20 protein-coding genes and 1 pseudogene are annotated in these 24,623 nt (G+C 50.5%); 8 read left to right on the forward strand and 13 right to left on the reverse strand.

Annotated features, from left to right (window positions below; genetic code table 11):
* Positions 1 to 14 precede the first annotated feature (14 nt).
* Positions 15 to 2,648: an alpha-glucan family phosphorylase gene (gene glgP, locus NDI33_RS00750; RefSeq protein ID WP_190678212.1), complete on the reverse strand. Its 2,634-nt coding sequence runs from the start codon at positions 2,646 to 2,648 to the stop codon at positions 15 to 17.
* Positions 2,649 to 3,282: 634 nt separating this feature from the next.
* Here glgP and NDI33_RS00755 point away from each other — a divergent pair.
* Both NDI33_RS00755 and NDI33_RS00760 read left to right on the forward strand, forming a co-directional pair.
* Positions 3,283 to 3,399: a photosystem II reaction center protein I gene (locus tag NDI33_RS00755; protein WP_190413836.1), complete on the forward strand. Its 117-nt coding sequence runs from the start codon at positions 3,283 to 3,285 to the stop codon at positions 3,397 to 3,399.
* 120 nt (positions 3,400 to 3,519) lie between these two features.
* Positions 3,520 to 6,108 carry a DUF3769 domain-containing protein gene (locus NDI33_RS00760; protein WP_190678214.1) on the forward strand — a complete coding sequence of 863 codons (2,589 nt, stop codon included), beginning with the start codon at positions 3,520 to 3,522 and terminating at the stop codon, positions 6,106 to 6,108.
* A 110-nt stretch (positions 6,109 to 6,218) separates the two neighbouring features.
* Here the strand turns inward: NDI33_RS00760 and NDI33_RS00765 are convergent, their stop codons facing one another.
* Genes NDI33_RS00765 through NDI33_RS00775 form a run of 3 tightly spaced genes read right to left on the reverse strand, consistent with a single transcriptional unit; the run spans position 6,219 to position 7,314 of the window.
* Complete coding sequence (locus NDI33_RS00765; protein ID WP_190678217.1) at positions 6,219 to 6,671, reverse strand: ferredoxin; 453 nt, start codon at positions 6,669 to 6,671, stop codon at positions 6,219 to 6,221.
* A complete protein-coding gene (locus NDI33_RS00770; RefSeq protein ID WP_190413833.1) occupies positions 6,671 to 7,057 on the reverse strand; it encodes a DUF1257 domain-containing protein in 387 nt (128 codons plus the stop codon). Before NDI33_RS00770 ends, NDI33_RS00765 begins: the two co-directional genes overlap by 1 nt.
* 47 nt (positions 7,058 to 7,104) lie before the next feature.
* Positions 7,105 to 7,314, reverse strand: a complete 210-nt coding sequence (locus NDI33_RS00775; RefSeq protein WP_190678570.1) for a DUF2997 domain-containing protein — start codon at positions 7,312 to 7,314, stop codon at positions 7,105 to 7,107.
* 365 nt (positions 7,315 to 7,679) lie between these two features.
* Here NDI33_RS00775 and NDI33_RS00780 point away from each other — a divergent pair, with 365 nt between their 5' ends.
* Entirely contained in the window at positions 7,680 to 8,702 is a 1,023-nt protein-coding gene (locus tag NDI33_RS00780) for a saccharopine dehydrogenase-like oxidoreductase (RefSeq protein ID WP_190678219.1), read from the forward strand.
* Between the two features lie 59 nt (positions 8,703 to 8,761).
* On the opposite strand, the gene NDI33_RS00785 is transcribed toward NDI33_RS00780, so the two are convergent.
* From NDI33_RS00785 to NDI33_RS00800, 4 genes are all read right to left on the reverse strand, one after another.
* Complete coding sequence (locus tag NDI33_RS00785) at positions 8,762 to 9,349, reverse strand: hypothetical protein (protein ID WP_190678222.1); 588 nt, start codon at positions 9,347 to 9,349, stop codon at positions 8,762 to 8,764.
* A 126-nt stretch (positions 9,350 to 9,475) separates the two neighbouring features.
* The gene (locus NDI33_RS00790) at positions 9,476 to 10,702 is read right to left on the reverse strand and encodes a type II secretion system F family protein (protein ID WP_190678225.1); all 1,227 of its coding nucleotides are present in this window, start codon (positions 10,700 to 10,702) and stop codon (positions 9,476 to 9,478) included.
* A gap of 186 nt (positions 10,703 to 10,888) precedes the next feature.
* Positions 10,889 to 11,995: a type IV pilus twitching motility protein PilT gene (locus tag NDI33_RS00795; RefSeq protein ID WP_190413828.1), complete on the reverse strand. Its 1,107-nt coding sequence runs from the start codon at positions 11,993 to 11,995 to the stop codon at positions 10,889 to 10,891.
* A 108-nt stretch (positions 11,996 to 12,103) separates the two neighbouring features.
* The gene (locus NDI33_RS00800) at positions 12,104 to 14,095 is read right to left on the reverse strand and encodes a GspE/PulE family protein (protein ID WP_190678227.1); all 1,992 of its coding nucleotides are present in this window, start codon (positions 14,093 to 14,095) and stop codon (positions 12,104 to 12,106) included.
* Positions 14,096 to 14,934: 839 nt separating this feature from the next.
* Here NDI33_RS00800 and grpE point away from each other — a divergent pair.
* The 5 genes from grpE to rsgA all read left to right on the forward strand — a co-directional run bounded on the left by grpE (position 14,935) and on the right by rsgA (position 20,488).
* Complete coding sequence (gene grpE / locus NDI33_RS00805) at positions 14,935 to 15,714, forward strand: nucleotide exchange factor GrpE (RefSeq protein ID WP_190427797.1); 780 nt, start codon at positions 14,935 to 14,937, stop codon at positions 15,712 to 15,714.
* Positions 15,715 to 15,859: 145 nt separating this feature from the next.
* A complete protein-coding gene (dnaK, locus tag NDI33_RS00810; RefSeq protein ID WP_190427811.1) occupies positions 15,860 to 17,818 on the forward strand; it encodes a molecular chaperone DnaK in 1,959 nt (652 codons plus the stop codon).
* Between the two features lie 101 nt (positions 17,819 to 17,919).
* Positions 17,920 to 19,044 carry a molecular chaperone DnaJ gene (gene dnaJ, locus NDI33_RS00815; RefSeq protein WP_190526929.1) on the forward strand — a complete coding sequence of 375 codons (1,125 nt, stop codon included), beginning with the start codon at positions 17,920 to 17,922 and terminating at the stop codon, positions 19,042 to 19,044.
* Positions 19,044 to 19,319 (forward strand): sulfurtransferase TusA family protein, encoded by a 276-nt coding sequence (locus NDI33_RS00820; RefSeq protein WP_190413870.1) that lies wholly within the window; start codon positions 19,044 to 19,046, stop codon positions 19,317 to 19,319. Before dnaJ ends, NDI33_RS00820 begins: the two co-directional genes overlap by 1 nt.
* A complete protein-coding gene (gene rsgA, locus NDI33_RS00825; protein WP_190678230.1) occupies positions 19,316 to 20,488 on the forward strand; it encodes a small ribosomal subunit biogenesis GTPase RsgA in 1,173 nt (390 codons plus the stop codon). The genes NDI33_RS00820 and rsgA overlap by 4 nt, the downstream gene beginning before the upstream one ends.
* Positions 20,489 to 20,834: 346 nt before the next feature.
* Here rsgA and NDI33_RS00830 read toward each other — a convergent pair.
* The 5 genes and pseudogenes from NDI33_RS00830 to NDI33_RS00850 all read right to left on the reverse strand — a co-directional run.
* Positions 20,835 to 21,086, reverse strand: a pseudogene (locus NDI33_RS00830) (alpha/beta hydrolase); the annotation flags it as partial.
* A 293-nt stretch (positions 21,087 to 21,379) separates the two neighbouring features.
* Complete coding sequence (locus NDI33_RS00835) at positions 21,380 to 22,441, reverse strand: NAD(P)-dependent alcohol dehydrogenase (protein WP_190678233.1); 1,062 nt, start codon at positions 22,439 to 22,441, stop codon at positions 21,380 to 21,382.
* Positions 22,341 to 22,685 (reverse strand): hypothetical protein, encoded by a 345-nt coding sequence (locus tag NDI33_RS00840; protein WP_190678236.1) that lies wholly within the window; start codon positions 22,683 to 22,685, stop codon positions 22,341 to 22,343. The genes NDI33_RS00835 and NDI33_RS00840 overlap by 101 nt, the downstream gene beginning before the upstream one ends.
* Positions 22,666 to 23,451, reverse strand: coding sequence for an SDR family oxidoreductase (locus NDI33_RS00845; protein ID WP_190678240.1), 786 nt, complete (start codon positions 23,449 to 23,451; stop codon positions 22,666 to 22,668). The genes NDI33_RS00840 and NDI33_RS00845 overlap by 20 nt, the downstream gene beginning before the upstream one ends.
* A 30-nt stretch (positions 23,452 to 23,481) precedes the next feature.
* Entirely contained in the window at positions 23,482 to 24,573 is a 1,092-nt protein-coding gene (locus tag NDI33_RS00850) for an alpha/beta hydrolase (protein ID WP_190678243.1), read from the reverse strand.
* Between the last annotated feature and the right edge of the window lie 50 nt (positions 24,574 to 24,623).

Here is a 24,623-nt window from a genome sequence, read left to right on the forward strand (position 1 = left end):
AAACTCAAAACTTTCTAAGCCCAAAGAATCAGTCCCAATTCGTAGGGGCTTGATAGATTGTCGTGTTTTGGCAAAACCCGTAAAGAGAAACCCTGCAAACCACTGGAGGTATAAAGAATATCAACAGTGTAAATACTACATCCTTGTTGATCTTTGCCTTGGTAATCCATCACTACGGGAATGCCGTTGACAATTTCCCCATCGACACCAACTGCACCCTGATAAAGTTCAACTTGAACATCATCGGAGCTGAGTTCCCCCAGATTAACCCGTGCTTTGACGCTAACGGTTTGGTTGACCATAATCCCAGCCGGTTCTGAGACATCAACTTCTTCGATTTTAATGTTGTACCATTGCTCGAAGATTCGTTGCTTCCAGGCGGCTATATCCTTGGCGGGGGCGTAGTTGTCTGCGGTCATTGTAGAGTAGCGATCGCTTGCCGGGAAATATCCCCGCACTGCATACTCCCGCACCATCCGCGACGTATTGAAGAACGGACAATTCAACCGAATCGAATCCTTCATTTTGGCAGTCCACTTACGGGGAATTCCAGCTCCATCCCGGTTATAGAACAGCGGCATGACTTCCTGTTCTAGCAAGTCGTACAAAGCATTCGCTTCCACATCATCTTGATAATTGAGGTCTTCATAGTCTTCCCCGTGACCGATGGGCCAGCCAGTGCGGACATAATCTGCTTCATCCCACCAGCCATCCAGCACGCTCAGATTTGGCAAACCATTCATCGCCGCCTTCATTCCACTGGTGCCAGATGCCTCTCGCGGACGCCTGGGGGTGTTCAGCCAAACATCACAACCCGCCACCATTAACCGGGCAACATAAGTATCGTAGTCCGGGATAAACACCACACTGGCATTCATTCCTTCTTCCCGCGAGAAATGAATGATATCCCGGATCAGTTCCTTCCCAGGCATATCCTTGGGATGAGCTTTTCCAGCAATCACGAACTGCACCCGCCGATTTGGATCGCCCAATAAGATTTTCTTGATCCGGTCTAGGTTCCGCAAAAACAGAGTTGCTCGCTTATAAGTCGCAAAACGACGCGCAAACCCGATTGTTAGCACCGTTGGATCTAATACTTCCTGCGCTTGGTCAATTTCAGAGGGAGAAGCACCGCGATCGCGCAACTTTCTCACTAGGCGATCGCGCACAAACACCACCAGTTCTGACCGCTGACGCTCGTGATTGCGCCACAACTCCTCATCCGGAATCGACTGCACCCGCTCCCACAACGGATCGTCTACTGGCGCGTCAGACCACTGAGGGCCAAGGTAGCGGTCATACAGCTCCTGCGTTGACTTCGCTACACAAGTGCGGGCGTGGACTCCATTCGTAATCGCGGTAATCGGCACCTCATTGAGTGGAAAATCTTTCCAGAGACTCTGAAACATCTTCCGCGACACCAACCCGTGCAGCTGAGCAACCCCATTGACAAAGCTCGATGTCTTCATCGCCAGTGCTGCCATGCTAAACGGTGACGCCAAATCCCCAGTGTCCTCCCGTCCTAAGCCGAGAAACTCTTCGTGGGAAAGTCCGTAAATATCGGCATAGTGCCCCACGTAATAAAGAGCCTTATCCGGGGGGAACAAATCGAACCCAGCAGAGACAGGCGTGTGAGTCGTGAAAACTTGACTTGCTTGCGCCACTTGTTTAGCGGCGGCAAAATCCAGTTTCTCTTCCTGCATCAGCATCCGGATGCGTTCCAGAATCAGAAACGCTGAGTGACCTTCATTCAGATGGTAAACAGTGGGTTTATATCCCAGCGCCTTCAGCATCCGGAAGCCCCCGATGCCCAACATCATCTCCTGATGAATCCGCATATCCAAGTCACCACCATACAGCTCGTCGGTGATGTCGTGGTCGTAGGGATTGTTTGGCTCAATGTTGGTATCGAGCAGGTATAGGGGCACAGTTCCCACTTGCACGCGCCAGACACGGGCATAGACGGTGCGCCCTGGATACTCTACAGAAATCCGCAGTTCCGAACCGTCAGGATTTTGCTCCGGGTGCAACGGCATATTGTAGAAATCGTTAACCGGATAGCGTTCCTGCTGCCAACCATCGGCATTGAGGTACTGGGCAAAATACCCTTCCTGATAGAGTAAGCCGACGGCAACCAGCGGTAAGCCTAAGTCACTGGCTGATTTCAGATGGTCTCCCGCGAGAACGCCCAAGCCACCAGAGTAAATGGGCAGGCAGTCGGTTAGACCAAATTCCGCGCAGAAATAGGCATAACACTCCTGAGTCCTGAGTCCTGAGGACGGAGGACTGAGCGAGGAAGCAGAAGAATTTTCTTGTTTCTTCTCAGTCCTCTGACCGTTCACCTCATTCCTGTGTTTGCGATACCACGTCCGTTCTTGCAGGTAGTCGTCTAGCTGGCGGCTGGCTCGTTCCATGTGGGCAACAAAGCCTTCATCTTCAGCAACTTCTTGTAGCCGCGCTTGAGAAATAGTTCCCAGCATTAGCACTGGATTGTGACGGCTGGATTCCCACAAATCGCGGTCTAGGCGGCGAAATAACTCTTTAGTTTCAAAGTTCCAATCCCAATGCAGGTTATATGCCAGTTTTCGTAAGGGTTCTAGTCTTGACGGCAAGGCGGGGGAAACGTTAAATGTCCGAATCGGCTGCATTGACAAAGCCTCTAAAGTCTTAATAGAGCTATTGTGTACTCACTTCCGCTACAAGTTGGATGCTCTTTATACTCTTTTTTTGGACTGGAAATGTTGATCCCTTTATCCAGCTAGCTGCCCTTAGCAAGCTGCCGCTTTCAATCTAAAATCCTAGTTTTTCCAGGGAATATTGAGAAAATTTGTTTAGAAAAGCGCTCCTAGCACGGGAGCGATCGCCTAAAAGCGGTGAACATCGCGTCTCTTGCAACGCTGCCCTTGGGCACCATTAGTGGCATTCGCGTGTTTATCCTCCTGGCGTCCAAACACCTTAGCTATCTGGGATCGCACCCTAGCAAGGATTTCAGTATTTCCCAGGTTCTCCAATTTCCTTGATTTTGAGCTAGGGAAAAGTTAAAACCCAGGAACCGGGTGCGATCTCGTGGTATAACAACTAAGCGATCGCTAGGGAAACTTCGCGCTCTGGCAATCGTCAGAGCAGTTTAAGCAGCTCAAACGACGGCTGGACTGACCGCTTGAGGTCAACAATCACTCCAGACTCAAGGCAAAAATGAAGCAATATTTCGGTATTATGAGAAAGTTGTTCTGCCTTTAAGGCAGCAACATTCAGCCTTTCCCGTCTGGAGTAGATATCGGTATGGTGACTCTCAAAATTGTCGTTTATATAGTCGTTGCCTTCTTCAGCCTGCTCTTTGTGTTTGGATTTTTGTCCAGCGATCCTTCCCGTAACCCAAAACGCCGGGATCTGGAATAAACAGCGATCGCTTTATGCCTCAGGCCGATGTCGGGGCAGCAGTCCACTGCGAGGCACCCTACTCAGAGTGCAGTTGAGGATAGGCATTGGTGCTGTCCGCTCAACTCCTGTTGCTAGAAGATGCCCCAACCAGTTCCGCCGCCCCCACCGCCTGCGATTATCAACACGTTGCCGCCAGAGGATGTCACTCCTCTAGCTGTCTCCGCTCAAACAATTGCATCGGATTCCCAGCGAACCCTGCAACCTGAGATCCTTGCTGCCCCGACGCAGCCGGAAACGTTTGCGCCGGAGTCTTCTTCCTCGCTCTCTGTAATTTCTATCCCTACCAGAAAAGCTGCCCCCCTTGGTGCCCCAATTTCAGTGGGTCATTCAATCGTCCGGAATCGGAATGGTAGGGAAGAAGCATCTGTGCAGACAGACCAGAATGACGACGACCCTGCATTATCAGCACAACGGCTTCGCCCTTACGCATACCCAGACCAGGATTTGCCGAACGTTGCTGAATTTGGTGCTTCGTCGGTAGAAAATCAAGAGTCAGAACCTAGCACTCAGAACGCGGGAAGTCAGGCTGTAAACGTAAAAGAACGCACGGCAACTCCTATGTTGCAAAAGCAGCTGCCGAGTGTCGAGCAACAGCCTCCAGAACCCTCAGAATCTCCGGAAGCTCTGGAATCTTCGCCGAGTGAAACTCCGATAGAATCGGCTCCTCCAGCGCCCGTGTCGGAGGGTGAGCCTTGGCCTGAAGAAGAATTGGCACCGGCACCGGCATCAGCACCCGCACCTCCCACCCCAGAAAATCAACCAGCACCCGCCCCCGCCCCCGGTACGACGCCACCTCCGCCTACGACTTCTGGCGGTACGGGAGGCGTTGTGGAATTAACTTCTGACCAGCAAGAATACGATGTAGATCGACAAGTCGTTACAGCAGAAGGCGATGTTGTCTTGCGCTACCAGGGTGCGGTAGTAGATGCGGATCGGCTACAGGTAAACTTGCCGAATCGCGTTGTAGTGGGCGACGGGAATGTCGCCATGACGCGAGGCGAACAAGTGCTGCGGGGCGATCGCGTTGAGTATTATTTTGCCCAGGATAGCGGTTTCCTCTTAAATGCCAGTGGCGAGATTTACCAGCCTTCAGCAGGGGCAGATTTTTCGAGTCCTTTACCCAATGATGCCAGTGCTGCGGCTGCCTCAGTACGACCGTTAAGCGATCGCATTACCGCCAACCAACCCGTCTCGAATATCACCAGTCCCGGCGGCTACGGACTGGTCTTTGGGGCTGGTCAGAACATCCAAAACCAGCAGTCGTTTCAGCAAGGGGGCGCAATTAACCGGTTGCGCTTTCAAGCCGATCGGGTAGATTTCGACTCCGAAGGAGCCTTTGCCACCAATGTTCGGCTAACCAACGACCCCTTTTCGCCACCAGAACTTGAGGTACGGGCAGATACAGCCAGATTTAGGCGGATTTCGCCCCTGGTAGATGAAATTACCACCACCCGCTCCCGCGTCGTTTTTGACCAGGGTTTTTCGATTCCAATTTTTCAAGATCGCAGAGTGATTGACCGGAGCGAAACCGAACCGGGTCTCGTCACCTTCGGGTATGATGCTGAAGACCGAGGTGGTGTGTTTGCGGAACGAACCTTTCAACTGATTTCTACCAACCGCGTGCGATTGCGCGTCACCCCGCAATATTTTCTTCAAAAAGCGGTTTCTGAGGGGAGCTTCCTCGATCCCTCCGTGTTTGGTCTCAGGACTAGACTAGATGCCACCCTCAGTCCCACCACAACCTTGAGAGGGTCGGCTGTTTTCACCAGTCTAGATCCCGAAGAGATCGCAGACGACCAGCTAAGAGCGAGCCTGCGGCTGCGCCAGATTATCGGCACCCGTCTACCCCATACCTTAAATTTAGAATATAGCTACCGCGATCGCCTGTTCAACGGCTCCCTCGGCTATCAAACGGTCCAGAGTAGTTTAGGCGCAGTTCTGACTTCTCCGGTCATTCCCTTAGGGAATACTGGCATCAACCTCACTTATCAAGCGGGTGCCCAGTTCATCAACGCAGATACAGACCGTTTAGACTTGCTCGAACCAGGGCACACCAACAATCGCGTCAGTCTCAGTCGCTATCAAGCCAGTGCCTCCCTCAACCGCAACTTTTTACTTTGGCGGGGTAAAGGGTTGCCTGCCACCCCCACCGAAGGACTGCGCTACACACCCGTGCCAGTTGTTCCCTATGTACAATTAACGACGGGCGTCACTGGCGTTTATAGTGGTTACAGTAGTGGGGATAGCCAGGAATCCTTGAGCGGGAGCATTGGGGTGCAAGGGCAATTCGGTCATTTCTCCCGACCTTTTTTAGATTACACCGGGTTTAATGTTACCTACTCTCAAGTTGCTCGTGGTGGTATATCACCTTTCTTATTTGACCGCCTCGTAGATACCAACGTCCTTTCCGCTGGCATTACCCAACAGATTTATGGCCCGTTTCGCCTGGGTTTTCAAACCTCGGTCAATTTAAATACTAAGGAGAACATCAGCACCGACTACTTTCTGGAATACAGCCGCCGCACCTACAACATTGTCCTGCGTTACAACCCTGTTTTGCAGCTGGGTTCCATCAGTTTTCGGCTGAATGACTTTAACTGGTTGGGTACTCCAGAACCGTTCCCTGGCTCTGGTGTGCGTCCAGTCGTGCAAGGGGTTTCTCGTTAGAAGCGAGAGTGCAACGCTTTAAATAAAACCTCCAATAGCAGGCATCTGTTGGGGGTTTTATTTATTTAGTCCGTACAGACGGGCATTTTTTATACCAGCGAACCTTTAGTCTATGGGTTTCGGTTGCTTTTTTTAACCTTCTTTTGCCGCTGCTTCACAGCCGTAATCGCATGGTCAGCAGGGAATCCGATTAATGGAATCACCTGATATTGCCGCTCTTGTTCAAGCTTTTTCAATTCCGTGTAATCGACCCAGTGGATACAATCGACCGGACAGGTGTCAATGGCTTCTTGAATGACTTCTTCCGAGTCTCCATCCTGCCGAACTACACGCGATCGCCCATAATCTGGCTCAATATAAAAAGTATTGCGAGCAACATGGGCACAGTGCTTGCAGCCAATACAGGTTATTTCATCAACATAGACGCCTTTTTGCCGCAGGGTGCCACCCAACTCCGGCTCCAAACCCGAACGTTCCGGGGCATCCCGCCAAATACCACCTAACTCTGGCTCCAAGCCAGAACGTTCGGGAATTGGCTGTTCAGGAGTTGGGTAATCAGACATTAGGCACTCCAGCGCTGCACTACTAGGCGGATTGAACCATCTTCATTCTGTTTTTGCTCGGCAACTTGGAAGCCCTGCATTGCAGATTCTTTGACAACCGTGTGGTAAGCATAACGCTGAGTCACTCGGTTGAGAAACCGCTCTACAGAACCCGTTTGCTGCCAATACTGTAGGTCAGCAACAAGTTCGTATTCCTGACCGTTCCAACGAAAACCGATGTCATAACCATTTTTTTGCTCAATGGCAACATCAGCCGTAAGGGTTTGACCGCGATAGCCGCGCACTGTTTGCGGGCCAGATTTCCAATCTATTCCTAAGTCGGTCAAAGCGGCTTCTAACGAGACAAGATTGCGGATTTGAGTTTTGATGTTGCTAAAGTGTGACATGACGATTTTTTCAAATAAATTAAGTTGGACTCAAAAAAAAACTTACCTTACCACTCGCTATAAGTTGCCCCGGCTGCCGCCGTCGCACTCTGATGAATCACTGAGGCAAAAAATTCAGAAGTCGGTTCCTGAGTTAGTACCAGACCCAATTGGGCTTCAATAGCGGCAGTCACTTCGGCACAGGATTTCCCAGTAATTCCGGTGACTTTCTCCTGCACCCGACCATCCGGATAAATGATAAACTCTAGCGTTTCCATGCTCATTGGTTAGGGATTGCTCAAGTTAGGCGGCGGCACGAACCATACTGCTGATGCTGCCGAATAAGACATCTTTCTTAGAACTGACTCGCTGGGATATTAATAAATTAATGTTGCTCAAATGTTGAGCAATTGAGTCACAACGAGTTAAAACGTAACAAAACTTAATTAATTAGGCGAGTCTTACTTTGATTATTTGTCAGTGTCGCTTAACTTTACATCTGCGTCAAGATAGAGAAATTATCCGAAATTGAGCAAAAAAGCCAACAGACTTCTTGAGCGATCGCTCAAGCTCTCAAAAGTGAACGAACCGGCGCGTCCAGGAGCCTGGATAATTAAAGTTTGTTCAATTGCAAGAAGACGCTATGAGTGCAGAGCAAGTCACAGGTTCAATCAACTCCCCAACCCCCATTCGAGTGGGCGTCTTAGGCTTTGGTGGACTGGGGCAGGCTGCCGCCAGAGTGCTTGCGCCAAAACGCGAGATGATCTGGGTTGCAGCTGCTGACCAGAAAGGCTATACCTACGCCGCCCAAGGGTTAGATCCAGATGCCAGCATTGCGATTTACCAAACAAGGGGTTCTCTTGGCTATTTAGAGCCGACAGGCACCCTCAGCAGCCAGAGCATCCAAGACTTAATCGAACGAGCTAAGCCAGTAGATGGATATTTCCTGGCACTGCCTAATCTGCCCAACACCTTTATGGCGTCCGTCGCGCGGCAATTTATTCAATCTGGCTGGCGGGGGGTTCTGGTAGACGCCCTGAAACGTACCAGCGCTGTCGAGCAGCTATTGGATCTGCAAGAGGAACTTCTTGCAGCAGGAATTACTTATCTGACTGGCTGTGGGGCGACGCCTGGGTTGTTGACGGCAGCCGCGGCTCTTGCTGCCCAAAGTTATGCCGAAATCCATAGCGTCAAGATTACGTTTGGGGTAGGGATTGCAAATTGGGAAGCCTACCGAGCGACAATTCGGGAAGATATTGCCCATCTACCCGGCTACGATGTGGAGCGCGCCAGAGCCATGAGTGATGCCGAAGTGGAAGCATTGCTGGATCAAACCAACGGCATCCTGGCTCTGGAGAATATGGAACACGCTGATGATGTGATGCTAGAGCTAGCTGGAATTTGTCCGCGCGCTCGCGTTACGGTCGGCGGCGTCGTCGATACCCGCAATCCCAAAAAACCACTCAGCACGAATGTCCAAGTGACAGGTCGCACCTTTGAAGGCAAGATTTCTACCCATACCTTTACCCTTGGCGATGAAACCAGTATGGCAGCCAATGTCTGCGGCCCTGCCTTCGGCTATCTCAAAGCCGGAGTCGCACTCCATCGTCGAGGCATCTACGGTTTGTTGACCGCCGCCGAAGTCATGCCGCAGTTTGTCAAGTAGTTAACAGGTTGAAAATGGGTACGTTAGCAGGTTGATTACACTTCAACCTGCTTCAACCGTCAAACGTTGGGACTTTCAGGCAAAAAAGATTCCTGTGCCTGTTCCTCAACATCCAACATTGGGGTCTGGATGACAAAGGGGAGACAGGCTCCCATTAAGCCTCGCTTAATTCGTTCTGGCGTCTCTGGAAATACAACAAACAAAGGATATAGCTTGTCAGCGCCCTCGCTGAAAATGTGTTGATGGCGAAGCGGCATCAACCACTCATATTCTTTGTCCAGCCACACTTGGGTCTGTCGCCAGCGACTCAACAAGTCGGAGAAGTCTTCTTGGGGACGGTGGATGAAGACAAAAATCTCCACCCCCATTTTGATTTTCCATTCGGGGTCACACATTAAAATTGCTACATCACAGGGCAAGCGAATGGCTTCCCCTCTAGATGTGACAACGCTAGCGCTTTCTGCTTTAGATAAGGCATGGCGAATCCGCACCACCGGCAAAGGAATGACGATCGCGCTCTCCTCAGACCGGCGCATACTAGGAATCATCTCCAGATAAGGTCGGTGCTGCTTGAGCAATGCGATCGCTCCAGACAGGTTACTGTACTCCGCCAAGCTAGCTTCGTAATAGGATTGCTTAACAAACATATTTTGATTTTAAATTTTCAATCTTAGATGGGAGATTAGGTCATCGTTAAGTACCATAAGCCCTCCATCCCAAATCTCATTCCCAGCTTTGTCTGGGAATGAGAAAAATCCAAAACCTGAAACTGATTAGCCTAGTTTGTCAAACACCGCAAACATGGGGAGATACATCGAAAGCAAAATCACCGCGACCATCCCCGCTAACACCACCATCATGATGGGTTCGAGAACGCTGGTGAGTGCTTTCACCGCTTGCTCAACCTCATCTTCATAGAAATCTGCCACTTTCATCATCATGGCGTCTAACTGACCTGTCTCTTCCCCAATACTAATCATCTGAATTGCCAGGATTGGAAAAACTTGCTCTTTTTGCAAAGCTAAGCTCATCATCCCACCTTGTTGAATGTCTTGCTTCGCTGCTTCCACCGCGTTAGCAATTACCTGGTTACCCGCCGTATCTCTCACAATATCCATGCAAGTGAGAATAGGCACTCCAGAACGAGTCAAGGTTCCAAAAATGCGGCAAAAGCGAGCAACACATGATTTCTCATTCAAGTCGCCCAATAGCGGCATTTTCAAGAAAAAGCGATCCATCGTCACACGACCAACTGGCGTCTTGTAATACTGTCTGTAAACAAAAGAGGCAACGATGACAGTAATGATAGGGATGATGATCCTCCAACTTCTGAGGATTTCGCTAATCCACAGCATGAACAGTGTTAGAGCCGGTAATTCTGTCCCCAAATCTTTGAAAATGCCAGCAAAGATTGGGATCAAAAACACGGTCATACAAATAAAGACAATGATTGCCAAGATTCCCACTGCCACGGGGTATGCCATTGCCCCTTTGACTTGGTTTTGCAGGCGTGCCATATCCTCTAGGACTTTGGCTAATCGGTTGAGTACCTCATCGAGGACACCGCCGACCTCTCCTGCTTGCACCATACTGACGTATAGATTATCGAAACACTCCGGATGTTTACGCATCGCATCCGAGAGATTCACACCTTGTTGAACCTCTGAGCTAATTTCCACCAGCGCTTTTTTAAGCTTAGGATTGCTACATTGTTCCGAAAGTACGCCCAAACATCTAACAATCGCCACACCCGCGTTGACCATCGCGGCAAATTGACGAGAAAAGACGGCTTTATCCTTGACCGTAACCTTCGCTAAAGAAGTTTGAAACTCTTTTAGGTTTAATTTGCTCAGGTCAAAGGTTTGAGTTTCTTTGATATTTGCAACAGAAACCCATTTTTCGCGCAGGGCGTCGCGGGCACTCCCCAGGGAGTCGGCAACAATTTTGTCTTTCTTTGCGGCTCCTTTAGAGTCTCGAACATCAGCAATATAGGTTGGCATACCTCACCTCTAAATGAAAGAAAAATGGCTTTTCAAAGGAAATTTTTTGTAATTGGAGGGTGTCTTCCGGGGAGGTTTTTGACAATTTCTGCTGAGTGCTGCCAGGTAGTCCAGACCGAAACCTATTCGGTTTGGTCTACCTGCATGACACAAGCTTATTGCAATAGGCTTTACACCGCCTCGAACCTACCGAGCGCCAGCTTTTGCCCCCGTCGCTGGCGATGTCCCCAGGATACGCTGTAATTCTTCAGGTTTAGATGATTTGCCCATCGCCGCTTCAAAGGAGATGGCACCAGCTTTGACATAACCAGCTAGAGCCTGTTCCATTGTCTGCATTCCCAATTTTGCTCCCGTCTGGATAGCAGAGTAGATTTGAGCAGATTTTCCTTCTCGAATCAAGTTAGCGATCGCTGGTGTTACCAGCATGATTTCCTGCGCCATTACCCGACCATATTCACCGGGTTTCGGATTATGTTTGGGCACTAAGCATTGGCTGAAGACTGCCAATAACGAACCAGACAACTGAGCGCGGATTTGGGGCTGTTGCTCTGGAGGAAATACGTCCAAGATCCGGTCGATAGTACCTGCTGCTGAGCTGGTGTGCAAAGTGCCGAACACCAAGTGACCTGTTTCAGCCGCTGATACCGCCAGACCAATGGTTTCTAGGTCGCGCATTTCCCCTACCAGGATAATATCGGGGTCTTCCCGGAGCGCGGCTCTCAGCGCATTCGCAAAGCTCTTAGTATCTTCGCCTTTTTGACGCTGGTGAAACAAGCTCTTGATGTTCGGGTAAACATATTCAATCGGATCTTCCACCGTTAGAATGTGTTCTGCCCGCGTCCGGTTGATCAAGTCGAGCATCGCAGCAAGGGTGGTGGTTTTCCCAGAACCCGTTTGCCCCGTCACCAACACCATTCCTCTCGGTCTGTGAGTCAATTCCCGCACGACGTCTGGGAGACCCAATTGATCGAAGTTCGGAATTTTAGAAGACAACGCTCTTAAGCATGCCGCATAGTAACCCCGCTCTTTGTACACATTGACGCGGAAGCGAGCCAATCCCTTAACCCCATAAGAGCAGTCAAGTTCCCAGTTTTGCTCTAATTCCTTACGCTGCGTGTTGTTCAGCATACTGAAGATGAGTTTCTGACACTCCTGGGGAGGAAGCGGTTCGTCCCCAATGGGGTTGAGTTTCCCACTAATGCGAAAGTAAACCGGCGCTCCTGCCTGGATGTGCATATCTGAGCCGCCCATTTCAATGAGTTGCTCCATCAAGTCTTCAATCATTAATTCCATGAGGCTGTCTCCTGGGGTGATTCTTGATTTCTCAGTTGCTAATTTTTCCTTGACTAAGGGCGTAGCTTGGGTGATTGCCATTCGCCATTAGCGATTGACGATTGAAATTTATTCGGAAAAGCGAGGCGTCATGCAATAAGGACAATCTAGCCACTCTGGCTTTAACTCAGCAGTGCAAGTGACACATTCTAGACCGCTCTTCCGCTTGGCTTTGAGTTCTGCCTCTAGACCAGAATCTGTAAATGTCACCCGTTCTACTTCTTCCAGAGTGGTATAACCTTGGCGTACCAGGTCTAAGCTGTATGCCAGCAATGTCTTCATCCCTTCTTCCACGGCTGCTTCTTTAATGCGCTCGGTGGGGGCACCTTGGCTGATTAAATTTTGCAAGCGTTCGGTTACGCGCATGACTTCATAAACACCCACACGTCCCTTATAGCCAATGCCATTACATTTTTGGCACAGAGCATTTCTGCTTTTGGCTTCCTTCGCTTCATCGGGTTGTAAAGTATTGGCTTTGTAGAAGGTAATATCCCCGTCCCCAGAAGCCGATAAACCAAATCGACCGAGTTCTTGTGAAGTGGGTGAATAGGAAAGGCGACAATCGCTACAAACACGCCGCATCAAGCGTTGCGCCAGAACGCCAATCAGCGAACCCGATACCATGAATGGCTCGATACCCATTTCGTCTAAGCGAGCGATCGCACCGGCTGCATCGTTGGTGTGCAGGGTTGTCAGTACCAAGTGTCCGGTTAGTGCTGCTTCAATTGCGGTTTTCGCTGTTTCTTTGTCCCGCGTTTCACCCACCAGAATTACATCCGGATCTTGGCGCATGAAGGCTCTTAAGATCGAGGAAAAGTCCATTCCCTTCTCTCGAATTACCTGTACCTGAGTAATCCCAGGCAAGGCATACTCAATCGGGTCTTCTGCCGTACTGATATTAATTCCCGGATCGTTCCGTTCTGCCAGAACCGAGTACAAGGTGGTAGATTTACCAGACCCAGTTGGCCCGGTTACTAAAATCAAGCCGAAGGGACGGCTTGCCATTTCTCTGACAATTTCTAGCGATTCTGAATCGGAAATTAACTTATCCAAACCTAGCTGGGTGGAAGAGTTATCGAGAATTCGCAAGACCACCTTTTCGCCGTAGCGGCTGGGTAAGGTATTCACCCGAAAGTCAACCTTACGCCCTTCAAACACCCGCCGGATACGACCATCCTGGGGCATCCGTCGCTCGGCAATGTCTAGCTCAGCCATGATTTTGAAGCGAGCTGTGACGGCTGCGATGATTTTTTTCGGAAACGGATCGAAGGCTTGTTGTAGCACCCCATCTTTCCGGAAGCGAATGCGTAAGAATTCTTCTTGGGGTTCAATGTGAATGTCTGAAACCTGCTCTTGCAGACCCTTGAGGAGGATTCTGTTAACCAGGTTGATGACGGGAGCGCCCTGAGCATCCTCTACATTCAGGTCATCTTCAATTTCAGGAGGCGCATCGCCTAAGTCGTTCAAATTATCCAGAACGTCTGAGACATCCACAGACTTTTGGATTCGCGCTACTTCCTCTTTCCTGGTTTGCTCATCCTTGTATTGGTTAATTAGATTCAAACAGTCTTCCAGCGTGATCACCATTCGCTGCAAGGCGATGCCCTGGGGTCGCAAGATGCGGTTGAGATCGTCCTGAGCCGCTAAATTATCTGGATCGACCATTGCCACCAGTACCGAGGATGGCTGGGTGTCATTTTTCGTTAAGGGTACTAGTTTATAGCGACTACAGATATCGATCGGAATCAGGGTTTCAATCAAAGACCCAATCTGAGAAGTGGGAATTTGGCTGATTTCCGGATCTAGAGATTCAACTCCGTAAAGAATTTTGAGTTCAAAAAGCTGTTGTTTTTTATACTGACGTAGCAAATCTGGGGGAAGCGATCGCCCAGTAATCGTTTCTAGAACCTCGGTTAAGGGTCTACCAGACTTGCGGCTTTCTACCATAGCCTGCCGCATTTGGTCGGTGTCAACATAGCCTGCCTGAATCAGCTGGTTGCCGAAGGGCGAAAACTCATTGCGGACAGCAAGGGCGCGATTTCGTGGTGAGGATTGAGTCATAGATCCGTGAGAATACCTCTTTACAAATTGTTCCCAAAACCATGAAGCAAAATTGCTATCGTCAGCCAAAAACTAAATTTTTACGGTTTAGATAACCGACTTGGGCTTGCGCCCCCGCAGTACCACCAGACCGTTTCATCATTTATGTTGAGCCGTTGTGGCGATTTTAAAGGCAAAATTGACGCGATAAGCCAATTTGCTCCTCACTAGCCGCAAGCAGTAATATCCGTACAACGATGCTGTAAGTTTTAAGATTGAAGACCTGCCGGAGCCTTAGAAGACTCGGACACGACTTGGTTAATGACAAGGAGCGTGTAAGGCTGAACGTGGTAGGGAACATTCACGATAATAGCCTTAACCAAGTCTTAGGCGTAGGATTGTCTTAATTTATTTTGCGATTCATACATCGTCTACTGTCTAGATTCTGATGTCTGGCACGCCCACTCGCTCAATGGCTATCCTGAAATTCGTGAAGATGACGTTACAATCGGAAAGTAGGCAATTGCTTCTATAAAGAAATTTCTGTGCAAATGCCAGCAGATGGCATAGCTTGGCACAATGTAGGGTTAAGGTAGGGTTGGCGTGTTGATACGGTTTTCCCACCCAAGCCTTGTCAGAAAGTTAAGCCAAAAGCTTTAAAGAGTATTGGTAGGATGCCTGGGCACACTATGATTCTAGAAAGGGGAAAGTTTTGTGGCAATGCGCCGGTTCTCTCCATCCCTAACTCAGGGAGTGGTGAGACACCAACCTGATACAGAAGGGGAGGTGGTAGTGGCGACATCGACAGGACTACCCATTAAAATGAGCGCGAGCAGTCTCTTAGCTGGGATGATAGCCCAATGAACGAGGAAGAAAATCAGCAAGACAATACTTCACCTCCAATGGTTGATAACCAGGCGGTGGCACAGGAAATGGGGAATGAACCATTATCTGAAACGGGAACCTTGAATGGAGAACCATTAGGGGAGGCGTCAGTGTATGGCACAAGCCAAACATCTGATGCGGTATCAGATGCCAGTGCAACCTCCGGAGCCAGCGGAGACGAAAGTAACGCAGAAGCAGCCAGCAACACAGCGGCTGTAGAAGCATTGACGCGGGAAGTGGAGGCTTTAAAAGCGCAAGTGGAAGAGCGCACGCAACAGTGTGACTCTTTCAAAACTCAGTACATGAGGATAGCCGCAGATTTTGAAAATTTCCGCAAGCGGACTCTCAAAGAGAAGGAAGACTCGGAGGTGCAGATCAAGTGCACCACCATTACTGAGTTACTGCCCGTAGTGGATAATTTTGAGCGGGCGCGATCGCAGATTAAGCCGCAAACTGATGGAGAATGGAGCATCCACAAAAGCTACCAGAGTGTCTACAAACAGCTGGCAGACGCTCTCAAGCGCATCGGAGTATCTCCCATGCGTCCGGAGGGCCAAGATTTCGATCCCAATCTCCACGAAGCCGTGATGCGGGAACCAACGAATGAATATCCAGAAGGAGCTGTGATCGAACAGCTGGTGCGCGGCTATTTCTTGGGCGATCGCGTCTTGCGCCACGCCCTAGTCAAAGTTGCTGCTGGTATGGAGCCCGTGGTAACCTCAGAGGAAGGTCATCCGCTTTCTGGCGAAAGTTAATGGAGTTTGATGAACTGCATCGACGGTTGAAGGCGTCAGAAATTACAATCAAATTGATGGAAATCTGGTGCCGGGTCCGAACCATTTCGGACAAGCAATTCGACGGCTACTTAACAAATCCTGTAAACCTTTACTACAGCTAGCTATGGGAAAAGTCATTGGCATCGACTTGGGCACGACCAATAGTTGCGTGGCTGTTTTAGAGGGGGGTCAACCCATCGTCATCTCTAACACAGAAGGAGGGAGAACGACCCCAAGTATCGTGGGATTTGGCAAGGGCGGCGATCGCCTAGTTGGTCAGCTAGCGAAACGGCAAGCTGTCACCAATGCCGAAAATACGGTATACAGCATTAAACGCTTTATCGGTCGCCGCTGGGATGACACCGAAGTAGAGCGATCGCGCGTGCCCTACACCTGTATCAAAGGTCGCGATGATACCGTCGATGTCCAAATTCGGGGACGCAACTACACCCCCCAAGAAATCTCAGCGATGATCCTGCAAAAGCTAAAGCAGGATGCAGAAAACTTTCTTGGCGAACAGGTAGACCAGGCAGTCATCACCGTACCTGCTTACTTCACAGACGCCCAAAGGCAGGCGACAAAAGATGCCGGTACCATTGCCGGACTGGAAGTTTTACGGATCATCAACGAACCCACGGCAGCTGCTCTTGCCTACGGCTTGGATAAACAAGATGAAGAGCAGTGCATTCTGGTGTTTGACTTAGGGGGCGGTACCTTCGACGTTTCCGTACTCCAATTGGGTGACGGCGTTTTTGAAGTCAAAGCTACCTCTGGAAACAACCATCTAGGCGGAGATGACTTTGACAACAGCATTGTCCGCTGGATGATCGAAAACTTCAAACAGCAAGATTCCATCGACCTGGGAACCGACAAAATGGCTCTCCAGCGGTTGCGAGAGGCAGCAGAGAAAGCCAAAATCGAACTTTCCAGCATGGGCAGCACCTCCATCAATTTGCCATTCATCACCGCCGATGAAACCGGGCCAAAACATTTAGAGATGGAACTTTCCCGCGCCCAGTTTGAAGAACTCGTCAACCATTTGGTGGAAGGTACCATTGAGCCTGTAGCTCAGGCGATCAAAGACAGCGGTTTGACAGCCAATGAGATTGACCGGATCATCCTGGTGGGAGGTTCAACTCGAATTCCTGCCGTTCAAGATGCGATTAAGAAGTTTTTTGGCGGCAAAGCACCCGATCGGTCGATCAACCCGGATGAAGCAGTGGCGCTGGGAGCAGCGATCCAAGGAGGCGTCTTAAGCGGCGAAGTCGAGGATCTGCTGCTATTGGATGTTGCCCCCCTAAGCTTGGGCATTGAAACCTTGGGAGAAGTGTTTACAAAAATTATTGAGCGCAACACCACAATTCCCACGACGAAATCCCAAGTTTTTTCCACCGCCACCGACGGACAAACCAGCGTGGAAATTCACGTCTTACAGGGTGAGCGGGCGATGGCGAAAGATAACAAAAGTCTTGGCAAATTCCTCCTAGCAGGAATTCCCCCCGCTCCCAGAGGCATCCCTCAAATTGAAGTGTCCTTTGAAATCGGCGTTGATGGAATTCTCAAAGTATTGGCTCAAGACAAAGGCACTGGGAGAGAGCAGAGTATCCGGATTAGCAATACCGGCGGCTTGAGTGCCAGCGAAGTCGAACGGATGCGGCACGAAGCTGAAACCTATGCCGAAGAAGACCAGCGTCGGATGCAAGTAGTGGAGCTGAAAAATCAGGCTGATAGCCTGTTCTACAGCTATGAATCGACGTTGAATGACAATGGGGATCTGGTTGCAGAGGATATCAAAACGCAGGCAAATAAGAAGGCTACAGCGGTGCGAGCGGCGCTGGCTAACCCCTCAATTAGTGTTGAGGAGATCAAACAACAGATCGACGATTTTCAGCAGACACTGTTTGCGATTGGTGCTGCCGTGTACCAGCAAGCCAGCGGACGCGAGACACCGGATGATTACGAAAGCCTGGAAAGTGGCATATCTCCAGAGTTTAGTGAAGCGCCTGACTCCACACCCGATGACGATGACTTTAGATTTGATGACGATAATACCGTTCAGGCTGACTACGAGCCAGTTGACTAAATCAAATAAAAATAAAAAAGGAAAAATGAAAAATTGAAGGATATCTAAAGTTTTCATTTTTCCGTTCCCCTAACCCTTAACCCCTAAAGAAGCAGCGTTCTATGGCCCGCGACTACTATGAAATTCTCGGGGTCTCCCGTGACTCAGACAAAGAGGAAATTAAGCGTGCCTATCGCCGTCTGGCCCGGAAATATCACCCGGATGTCAATAAAGAGCCAGGGGCGGAAGAACGCTTTAAAGAAATCAATCGAGCATACGAAGTCCTTTCGGAACCAGAAACCCGGACTCGCTACGATCGCTATGGAGAAGCCGGAGTCGCTTCTGGTGTCGGAGCTGGCCCAGACTTAGGCGATATTGGTAACTTTGCCGATATTTTTGAAAGCTTCTTCAGTGGGTTTGGGGGTGCCGGGGGTCAAACGGCTGCTCGCAGACGTAGCGGTCCCGTTCGCGGCGACGACCTGCGGTTAGATTTAAAGCTGGAATTTCGGGAAGCCGTCTTTGGGGGTGAAAAAGAAATCCGGATTCCCCATCTAGAAACCTGTGCTACCTGTAGCGGTGCAGGTGCCAAGCCGGGAACGCGACCGCGAGCCTGTCCGACTTGCAGTGGTTCCGGTCAAGTGCGTCGTGCGACACGGACTCCCTTTGGTAGCTTTACCCAAGTCTCTGTCTGTCCCACCTGTAACGGTGAAGGACAGGTAATTGAGGACAAGTGTGAAACTTGCGGAGGCGTCGGTCGCAAACAGGAGACGAAAAAGCTTAAAATTACTATCCCTCCAGGGGTAGATAATGGAACCCGGCTACGCGTTTCTAAAGAAGGAGACGCTGGTCTGCGCGGTGGGCCTCCGGGAGATTTGTACGTCTATTTGTTTGTTGAGGAAGACGCAGAGTTTCATCGGGATGGGATTAACGTCCTGTCAGAGATTAAGATTAGCTACTTGCAGGCGATCTTAGGATGCCGTCTGGAAGTGAATACAGTAGATGGGCCGGTAGAGTTAACAATTCCGGCGGGAACGCAACCGAATACGGTGCTGACGCTAGAAAATCATGGCGTACCCAAACTAGGGAACCCAGTCAGCCGGGGAGATCACCTGATTAATGTAGGAATTGATATTCCCAATCGGATTACGGCTGAAGAACGGGAACTGCTGGAGAAGCTGGCTAAAATCAAAGGCGATCGCACTGGGAAAGGCGGTTTAGAAGGATTTTTAGGAGGGTTGTTCAAGTGATCGACAATCCAGCGACTGCAACGGATGTGCCGGACGCTCAGCTGGACTTGCGGGGGACGCCTTGCCCGATTAATTTCGTTCGCACTAAACTCCGCCTGGAACAAATGGCACCCGGCACCTTATTAGAAGTGTGGCTAGATCCGGGTGAGCCAATTGAGCAGGTTCCTGATAGTTTAGCGATGGCGGGCTACACAATTGAAGAGACGCGATTCATTGCGTCTGAAGACCGCACAGGCTTTTTTGCCCTGAGGGTGCGGCGTCCAGCTTCCCTATGAGTTCTGTACCACCTCCGTCGCTACCGCCGACAGGAGAGGAGAGGGAGCAGAAATTTCCAGATCCGGTTGATCGGTTGGAAGAATCTTCGCCGTTAATTGGGACGGTGGTGGCTGTGCAGGCGAATTTTTATCAAGTGCGACTAGACCTCAGTAGTTTGGAGTTGGAAGCTGACACCTCGCTGATAACTCCCTTTCTCCTGTGTACTCGTCGCGCAAGGCTGAAAAAAATAGGTCAGAAGGTGATGGTAGGCGATCGCGTTCTGATTGAGGAAGCTGACTGGGCAGGTGGACGGGGAGCGATCGCTGAAGTTTTCCCCCGCACAAGCGAACTAGATCGTCCTCCAGTGGCAAATGCTCAGCAAATTCTTCTCGTTTTTGCCCTAGAAGAACCTACGTTGGATGCCTATCAATTGAGTCGTTTTCTGGTAAAAGGAGAGTCTACTGGCTTAGAAGTCTGCCTTTGCTTAAATAAAAGCGATTTAGTGACAACTGACCAACTCAACCAATGGCGCGATCGCTTGCAAGGATGGGGCTACCAACCGATATTTATCAGCGTCCACACAGGTCAAGGTCTAGAAGAATTCCAGCATCAACTAAATCATAAAATTACTATTTTTGCGGGTCTTTCTGGCGTCGGGAAATCGAGCATCGTAAACTATCTTATTCCCAGCGTCAATCTGCGCGTCGGAGAAGTTTCCGGCAAACTCAGCCGAGGGCGTCATACGACGCGACACGTTGAATTGTTTGAATTACCGACAGGCGGATTCATTGCAGATACCCCTGGATTCAACCAACCAGACTTGGATGCGACTCCGGAAGAGTTAGTGCATTATTTCCCAGAAGCACGCCAGCGCTTAGCGGTTGCCCGATGTCAATTTAGTGATTGCCTGCATCGGGATGAGCCGAATTGTGCGGTGCGAGGGGATTGGGAACGTTACGAGCATTATCTAGATTTTCTGAAAGATGCGATCGCTCTTTCTACTCATCTGAACCAACAAGCCGATCCCGACGCCACCCTGAAAATGAAAACGAAGGGTAAAGGGCACAGTCAATACGAACCCCGGTTGGAAGCAAAAAAATACCGTCGTCCTTCCCGGCGGACTCAACAGCAGGCACTTGACCAAGTGTATCAAGACACGGATTTTTTAGAAAAGATGGAAGATGAATAAAAAAGAGGGTTAGATTTATGCAGCAAATCGATCTCGCTGCGGCATCTCAACCTCTGCCCAAATTAATTGAGGTGGCACTTCGTGGTGAAGAAATCACGATCTCGAAAGACAACCATCCTGTTGTCAAATTAGTGCCAGTGTCGCCCCTGAAGCGTCGTCCTCAGTTTGGGAGTGTACAAATCCTCCATCGACGGACATCGGCATGTTCAATTACAAACGAAGTCGCATCCGAATCAAGCCAAAGAACCGCTTCGGGGATTTCGTCAGGCTTACTCGTTGTCACGGCGCTCTCCGGAGTTGAGCTTCCACGGAAGGTGGTCGCAAACGGGCGCTCGATCCGACGACCGCTCTCGCCCCAGAAAGACAAATCGAGGGACAAGGTGACGAATCCCTGCTCAGCCAGCTTTTGGGCATACAGATTTGCGCTCTGTTCTTTGACTGCGCCCATTGGGTGCCCGACTATGATTGCGGGATTCTTGGTGTTCTGATCTAAGGCTTTGGGAATGAAGAGATTCCCAGCAACCTGCATATTGTATTGGTTTCTGAACGTAACCTTCTGCACCGTCACCTTGTCGCTCTTATAGAAGTTGTCTGCTCCCTCGACTACCGCGGACTGCTACACGGGTGCTTGGGGGCTATTACGCCAGACGTGTGTTTTGTCGAGTGCAAATGCCGCCGTTGCGCCGATTGCACTCATCAAGAGGGTTGGTATTAGAACGCGGTGTTTCATTGATTTGTTCGTATGTGTGGGTTTATCTAGCGGGTTAGCTTCGGTTCGACGCGCCTGCCTTCAGCGGGGCTATGTCGATGACGAAGCGATAGCGCGCGTCCTTGTTCACCAAGCGCTCGTAAGCGCGTTTGCATTGGTACTCCTGCGAAGTTTCACCTCGGTTATTCAGATTTCAGAGAAGCCATATCAATTACAAAGCGATATTTCACATCGGACTTGAGCAGTCGCTCGTAGGCTTCGTTGACCTTCTGGATGGGGATGACTTCAACATCGGCGGTGATATTGTGTTCACCGCAAAAGTCGAGCATCTCTTGGGTTTCGGCGATGCCGCCGATCATAGAGCCAGAAAGACTGCGGCGACTCATAATCAGACTAAATGCCGCGACATCTAGAGGCTTTTCAGGCGCACCAACCAGGGTGATGTTACCATCGAGGTCCAGCAGGTTGAGATAAGCATTAATGTCGTGCTTGGCAGCGACGGTATCGAGGATAAAATCGAAGCTACCAGCGTGCTTTTGCATCTCGTCAGCATTGCGGGAAACAACAACTTCATCGGCACCCAGGCGGAGCGCGTCTTCTTTCTTGTCGGGGGACGTGGTAAAGACAACAACGTGCGCTCCCATTGCATGAGCAAGCTTCACGCCCATGTGCCCCAATCCGCCCAGACCGACCACACCTACTTTCTTACCCTCTGTAACTCCCCAATGACGGAGTGGCGAATACGTGGTAATGCCTGCACACAGGAGCGGTGCAACTCCAGCTAGATCGAGGTTTGGGGGAACGCGCAGCACAAAGCTTTGATCGACAACAATGCTATTGGAATAGCCACCATAGGTAACTGGAGCGGTCTTGTGCTTGTCTGGAGAGTTGTAGGTGAAGATCGCATTTTGGCAAAACTGCTCAAAGCCAGCCTTGCAATTGGGACAGTGACCATCCGAATCGACCATGCAGCCAACTCCCACTAGATCGCCCGATTTGAACTTGGTCACTGCTGAACCGACTTGAGTGACCCGTCCAACAATCTCATGACCGGGAACGATCGGGTAGGTTGTGGACATGAAATCGCTCCACTCGTCCCGCACTGAATGGAGGTCGGAGTGGCAGATGCCACAGAAGAGAATTTCAATCTGAACGTCGTGCTCGGTTGGATCGCGCCGTGCGATCGTGTCGGAGGCCAGTGGTGATGTTGCACTGACTGCGGAGTAAGCTTTGGCGTTGTACATAAATTGATGCTCCAATCTGGAAGATAAGCTGGTTTACTTCTACTCGGTCTTGAATCTGTCCTGGTATTGTTCGTCGCTGACCTTTTCCATCCAGTCTAAGGGCTTGCCGTCGAGTACCTCCTGAGTAGCGATATGAGTCATCGCCGTTGGCGGTGAAGGAGACGATGGCGACAATGCTTTGTTGTCGTGCGTTTAGGGTTCGATCGGGTTGGCGCTGCACATCACTACACCGTTTGACCGCCATCAATGACCAGGGCGTGCCCGACGGCGAAAGAGGACGCATCCGAACACAGCCAGACGACGGCATTGGCGATCTCTTCGGGTTGACCCATCCTGCCAATTGGTTCCTGCGAGATCACTCGTTCTCGTCCTTCGGAAGTGCCGCCGCTGAAGCGATCCATCATCGGGGTGTCGATGATTCCGGGGCATACAGCATTGATGCGAATGTTCTGCGCGGCGTAGTCGAGTGCCGCCGCCTTGGTCAGTCCGACCACGCCGTGCTTTGCAGCCACGTAAGCCGCTTGACCTTTGAAGCCTTTGACTCCAGCACCTGAAGAGGTATTCACGATCGCGCCGCTTCCTTGCTTAAGCATCAACAGGATTTCGTGCTTCAGGCACAGGAACACGCCGCGCAGGTTGATGTTGACGATGCGGTCCCAATCTGCGTCATCCAGTTCCGCAGTCGCCGCTATCTTCTGTTCCACACCAGCGTTGTTAAAGGCAAAGTCCAGCCGCCCGAAAGTCTCGATGGTCTTGTCCAGAGCCGCCTTCACATCCTCGGCTCGCGTCACGTCGCACCTGATGGCGATTGCCTTCGGCAGCAGCGAAGCTCCCGCCTGCCCACCGAGTTCCTCAATCATGCGGACTGTTTCTTGATTGCCCTGTTCTGAAATGTCAGCGACCACCACCGCCGCGCCTTCGCGTGCAAACGCCAGCGCTGTAGCTCGACCGATGCCGTTTCCTGCTCCGGTGACAAAGGCTACCTTGCCTGTAAAGTTTTGGTTGTTCATGGGATTGTTTACCTTGTTTCTTGCTTCACCCTATTTCAGATGTTGAGTGAAAAAGGATGTGAGCTTGTCAAAGGGGATAAGGTTCACCCGGTCATACAAATCGACGTGTCCCGCGTTCGGAACGATGTAGAGATCCTTTGGCTCGGCTGCGCGTTTATAGGCATCTTCGCTGAACTCCCTAGAATGGGCATTGTCACCCGTGATGAACAGCATGGGACGAGGCGAAATCGTCTCAATGTCATCGAACGGGTAAAAGTTCATGAATTTGACGTTGCTGGTAAGTGTCGGATGCGTTGTAAGTTTCGGCGACGAACTTTTGGGGGTGTATTCGCCTCTGGGAGTGCGGTAGAAGTCATAGAACTCACGCTCAATGGCGCTGGAGTTCTCATTTAGTTCATGCACAGTCCCGCTTGTGTATTTGGTCTCGCCGCCCGTGAACTCCGCATAGCGTTGCTCAGCCGCCTCTGCGATCGCTTTCTTTCTCTGTTCGAGGGTCGTAGACTGCCTCAGCCCGTTGCGGTTGGCTGCACCCATGTCATACATGCTGACCGTCGCAATGGCCTTCATGCGCGGGTCGATCTTGGCGGCGCTGATGACGAAGCTCCCGCTGCCGCAAATCCCGAGAACGCCAATCCGATCCCTGTCAACGAATGGTCGAGTGCCCAGAAAATCGACCGCAGCACTGAAATCCTCGGCATAAATATCCGGCGAAACAACGTTGCGAGGCTGCCCCTCACTCTCGCCCCAGAAAGACAAATCGAGGGACAAGGTGACGAATCCCTGCTCAGCCAGCTTTTGGGCATACAGATTTGCGCTCTGTTCTTTGACTGCGCCCATTGGGTGCCCGACAATGATTGCCGGATTCCTGGCGTTCTGATTCAAGGCTTTGGGGATGAAGAGAGTCCCAGCAACCTGTATGTTGTATTGGTTTTTGAATGTAACCTTCTGCATGGTCACCTTGTCGCTCTTATAGAAGTTGTCTACCCCCTCAACCACAGCGGACTGCTGCACGGGTGCTTGGGATATCTTCTTACGTGAGACGTGTGTTTTGTCGAGCGCAAATGCCGCCGTGGCACAGATTGCACTCATCAAGAGGGTTGGTATTAGAACGCGGTGTTTCATTGATTTGTTCGTATGTGTGGGTTTATTTAGCGGGTTCACTTTGGCTCAAT

It is taken from the genome of Trichocoleus sp. DQ-A1 (assembly GCF_039961955.1).
In the GTDB taxonomy this organism is placed as follows: Bacteria; Cyanobacteriota; Cyanobacteriia; order Cyanobacteriales; family FACHB-T130; genus FACHB-T130.

Bases quoted from the DNA above. Each gene is read 5' to 3' on its own strand.
- glgP (WP_190678212.1), bottom strand. From the start codon at position 2,648: ATGCAGCCGATTCGGACATTTAACGTTTCCCCCGCCTTGCCGTCAAGA.
- NDI33_RS00755 (WP_190413836.1), top strand. From the start codon at position 3,283: ATGGTGACTCTCAAAATTGTCGTTTATATAGTCGTTGCCTTCTTCAGC.
- NDI33_RS00760 (WP_190678214.1), top strand. From the start codon at position 3,520: ATGCCCCAACCAGTTCCGCCGCCCCCACCGCCTGCGATTATCAACACG.
- NDI33_RS00765 (WP_190678217.1), bottom strand. From the start codon at position 6,671: ATGTCTGATTACCCAACTCCTGAACAGCCAATTCCCGAACGTTCTGGC.
- NDI33_RS00770 (WP_190413833.1), bottom strand. From the start codon at position 7,057: ATGTCACACTTTAGCAACATCAAAACTCAAATCCGCAATCTTGTCTCG.
- NDI33_RS00775 (WP_190678570.1), bottom strand. From the start codon at position 7,314: ATGGAAACGCTAGAGTTTATCATTTATCCGGATGGTCGGGTGCAGGAG.
- NDI33_RS00780 (WP_190678219.1), top strand. From the start codon at position 7,680: ATGAGTGCAGAGCAAGTCACAGGTTCAATCAACTCCCCAACCCCCATT.
- NDI33_RS00785 (WP_190678222.1), bottom strand. From the start codon at position 9,349: ATGTTTGTTAAGCAATCCTATTACGAAGCTAGCTTGGCGGAGTACAGT.
- NDI33_RS00790 (WP_190678225.1), bottom strand. From the start codon at position 10,702: ATGCCAACCTATATTGCTGATGTTCGAGACTCTAAAGGAGCCGCAAAG.
- NDI33_RS00795 (WP_190413828.1), bottom strand. From the start codon at position 11,995: ATGGAATTAATGATTGAAGACTTGATGGAGCAACTCATTGAAATGGGC.
- NDI33_RS00800 (WP_190678227.1), bottom strand. From the start codon at position 14,095: ATGACTCAATCCTCACCACGAAATCGCGCCCTTGCTGTCCGCAATGAG.
- grpE (WP_190427797.1), top strand. From the start codon at position 14,935: ATGAACGAGGAAGAAAATCAGCAAGACAATACTTCACCTCCAATGGTT.
- dnaK (WP_190427811.1), top strand. From the start codon at position 15,860: ATGGGAAAAGTCATTGGCATCGACTTGGGCACGACCAATAGTTGCGTG.
- dnaJ (WP_190526929.1), top strand. From the start codon at position 17,920: ATGGCCCGCGACTACTATGAAATTCTCGGGGTCTCCCGTGACTCAGAC.
- rsgA (WP_190678230.1), top strand. From the start codon at position 19,316: ATGAGTTCTGTACCACCTCCGTCGCTACCGCCGACAGGAGAGGAGAGG.
- NDI33_RS00835 (WP_190678233.1), bottom strand. From the start codon at position 22,441: ATGTACAACGCCAAAGCTTACTCCGCAGTCAGTGCAACATCACCACTG.
- NDI33_RS00840 (WP_190678236.1), bottom strand. From the start codon at position 22,685: ATGGCGGTCAAACGGTGTAGTGATGTGCAGCGCCAACCCGATCGAACC.
- NDI33_RS00845 (WP_190678240.1), bottom strand. From the start codon at position 23,451: ATGAACAACCAAAACTTTACAGGCAAGGTAGCCTTTGTCACCGGAGCA.
- NDI33_RS00850 (WP_190678243.1), bottom strand. From the start codon at position 24,573: ATGAAACACCGCGTTCTAATACCAACCCTCTTGATGAGTGCAATCTGT.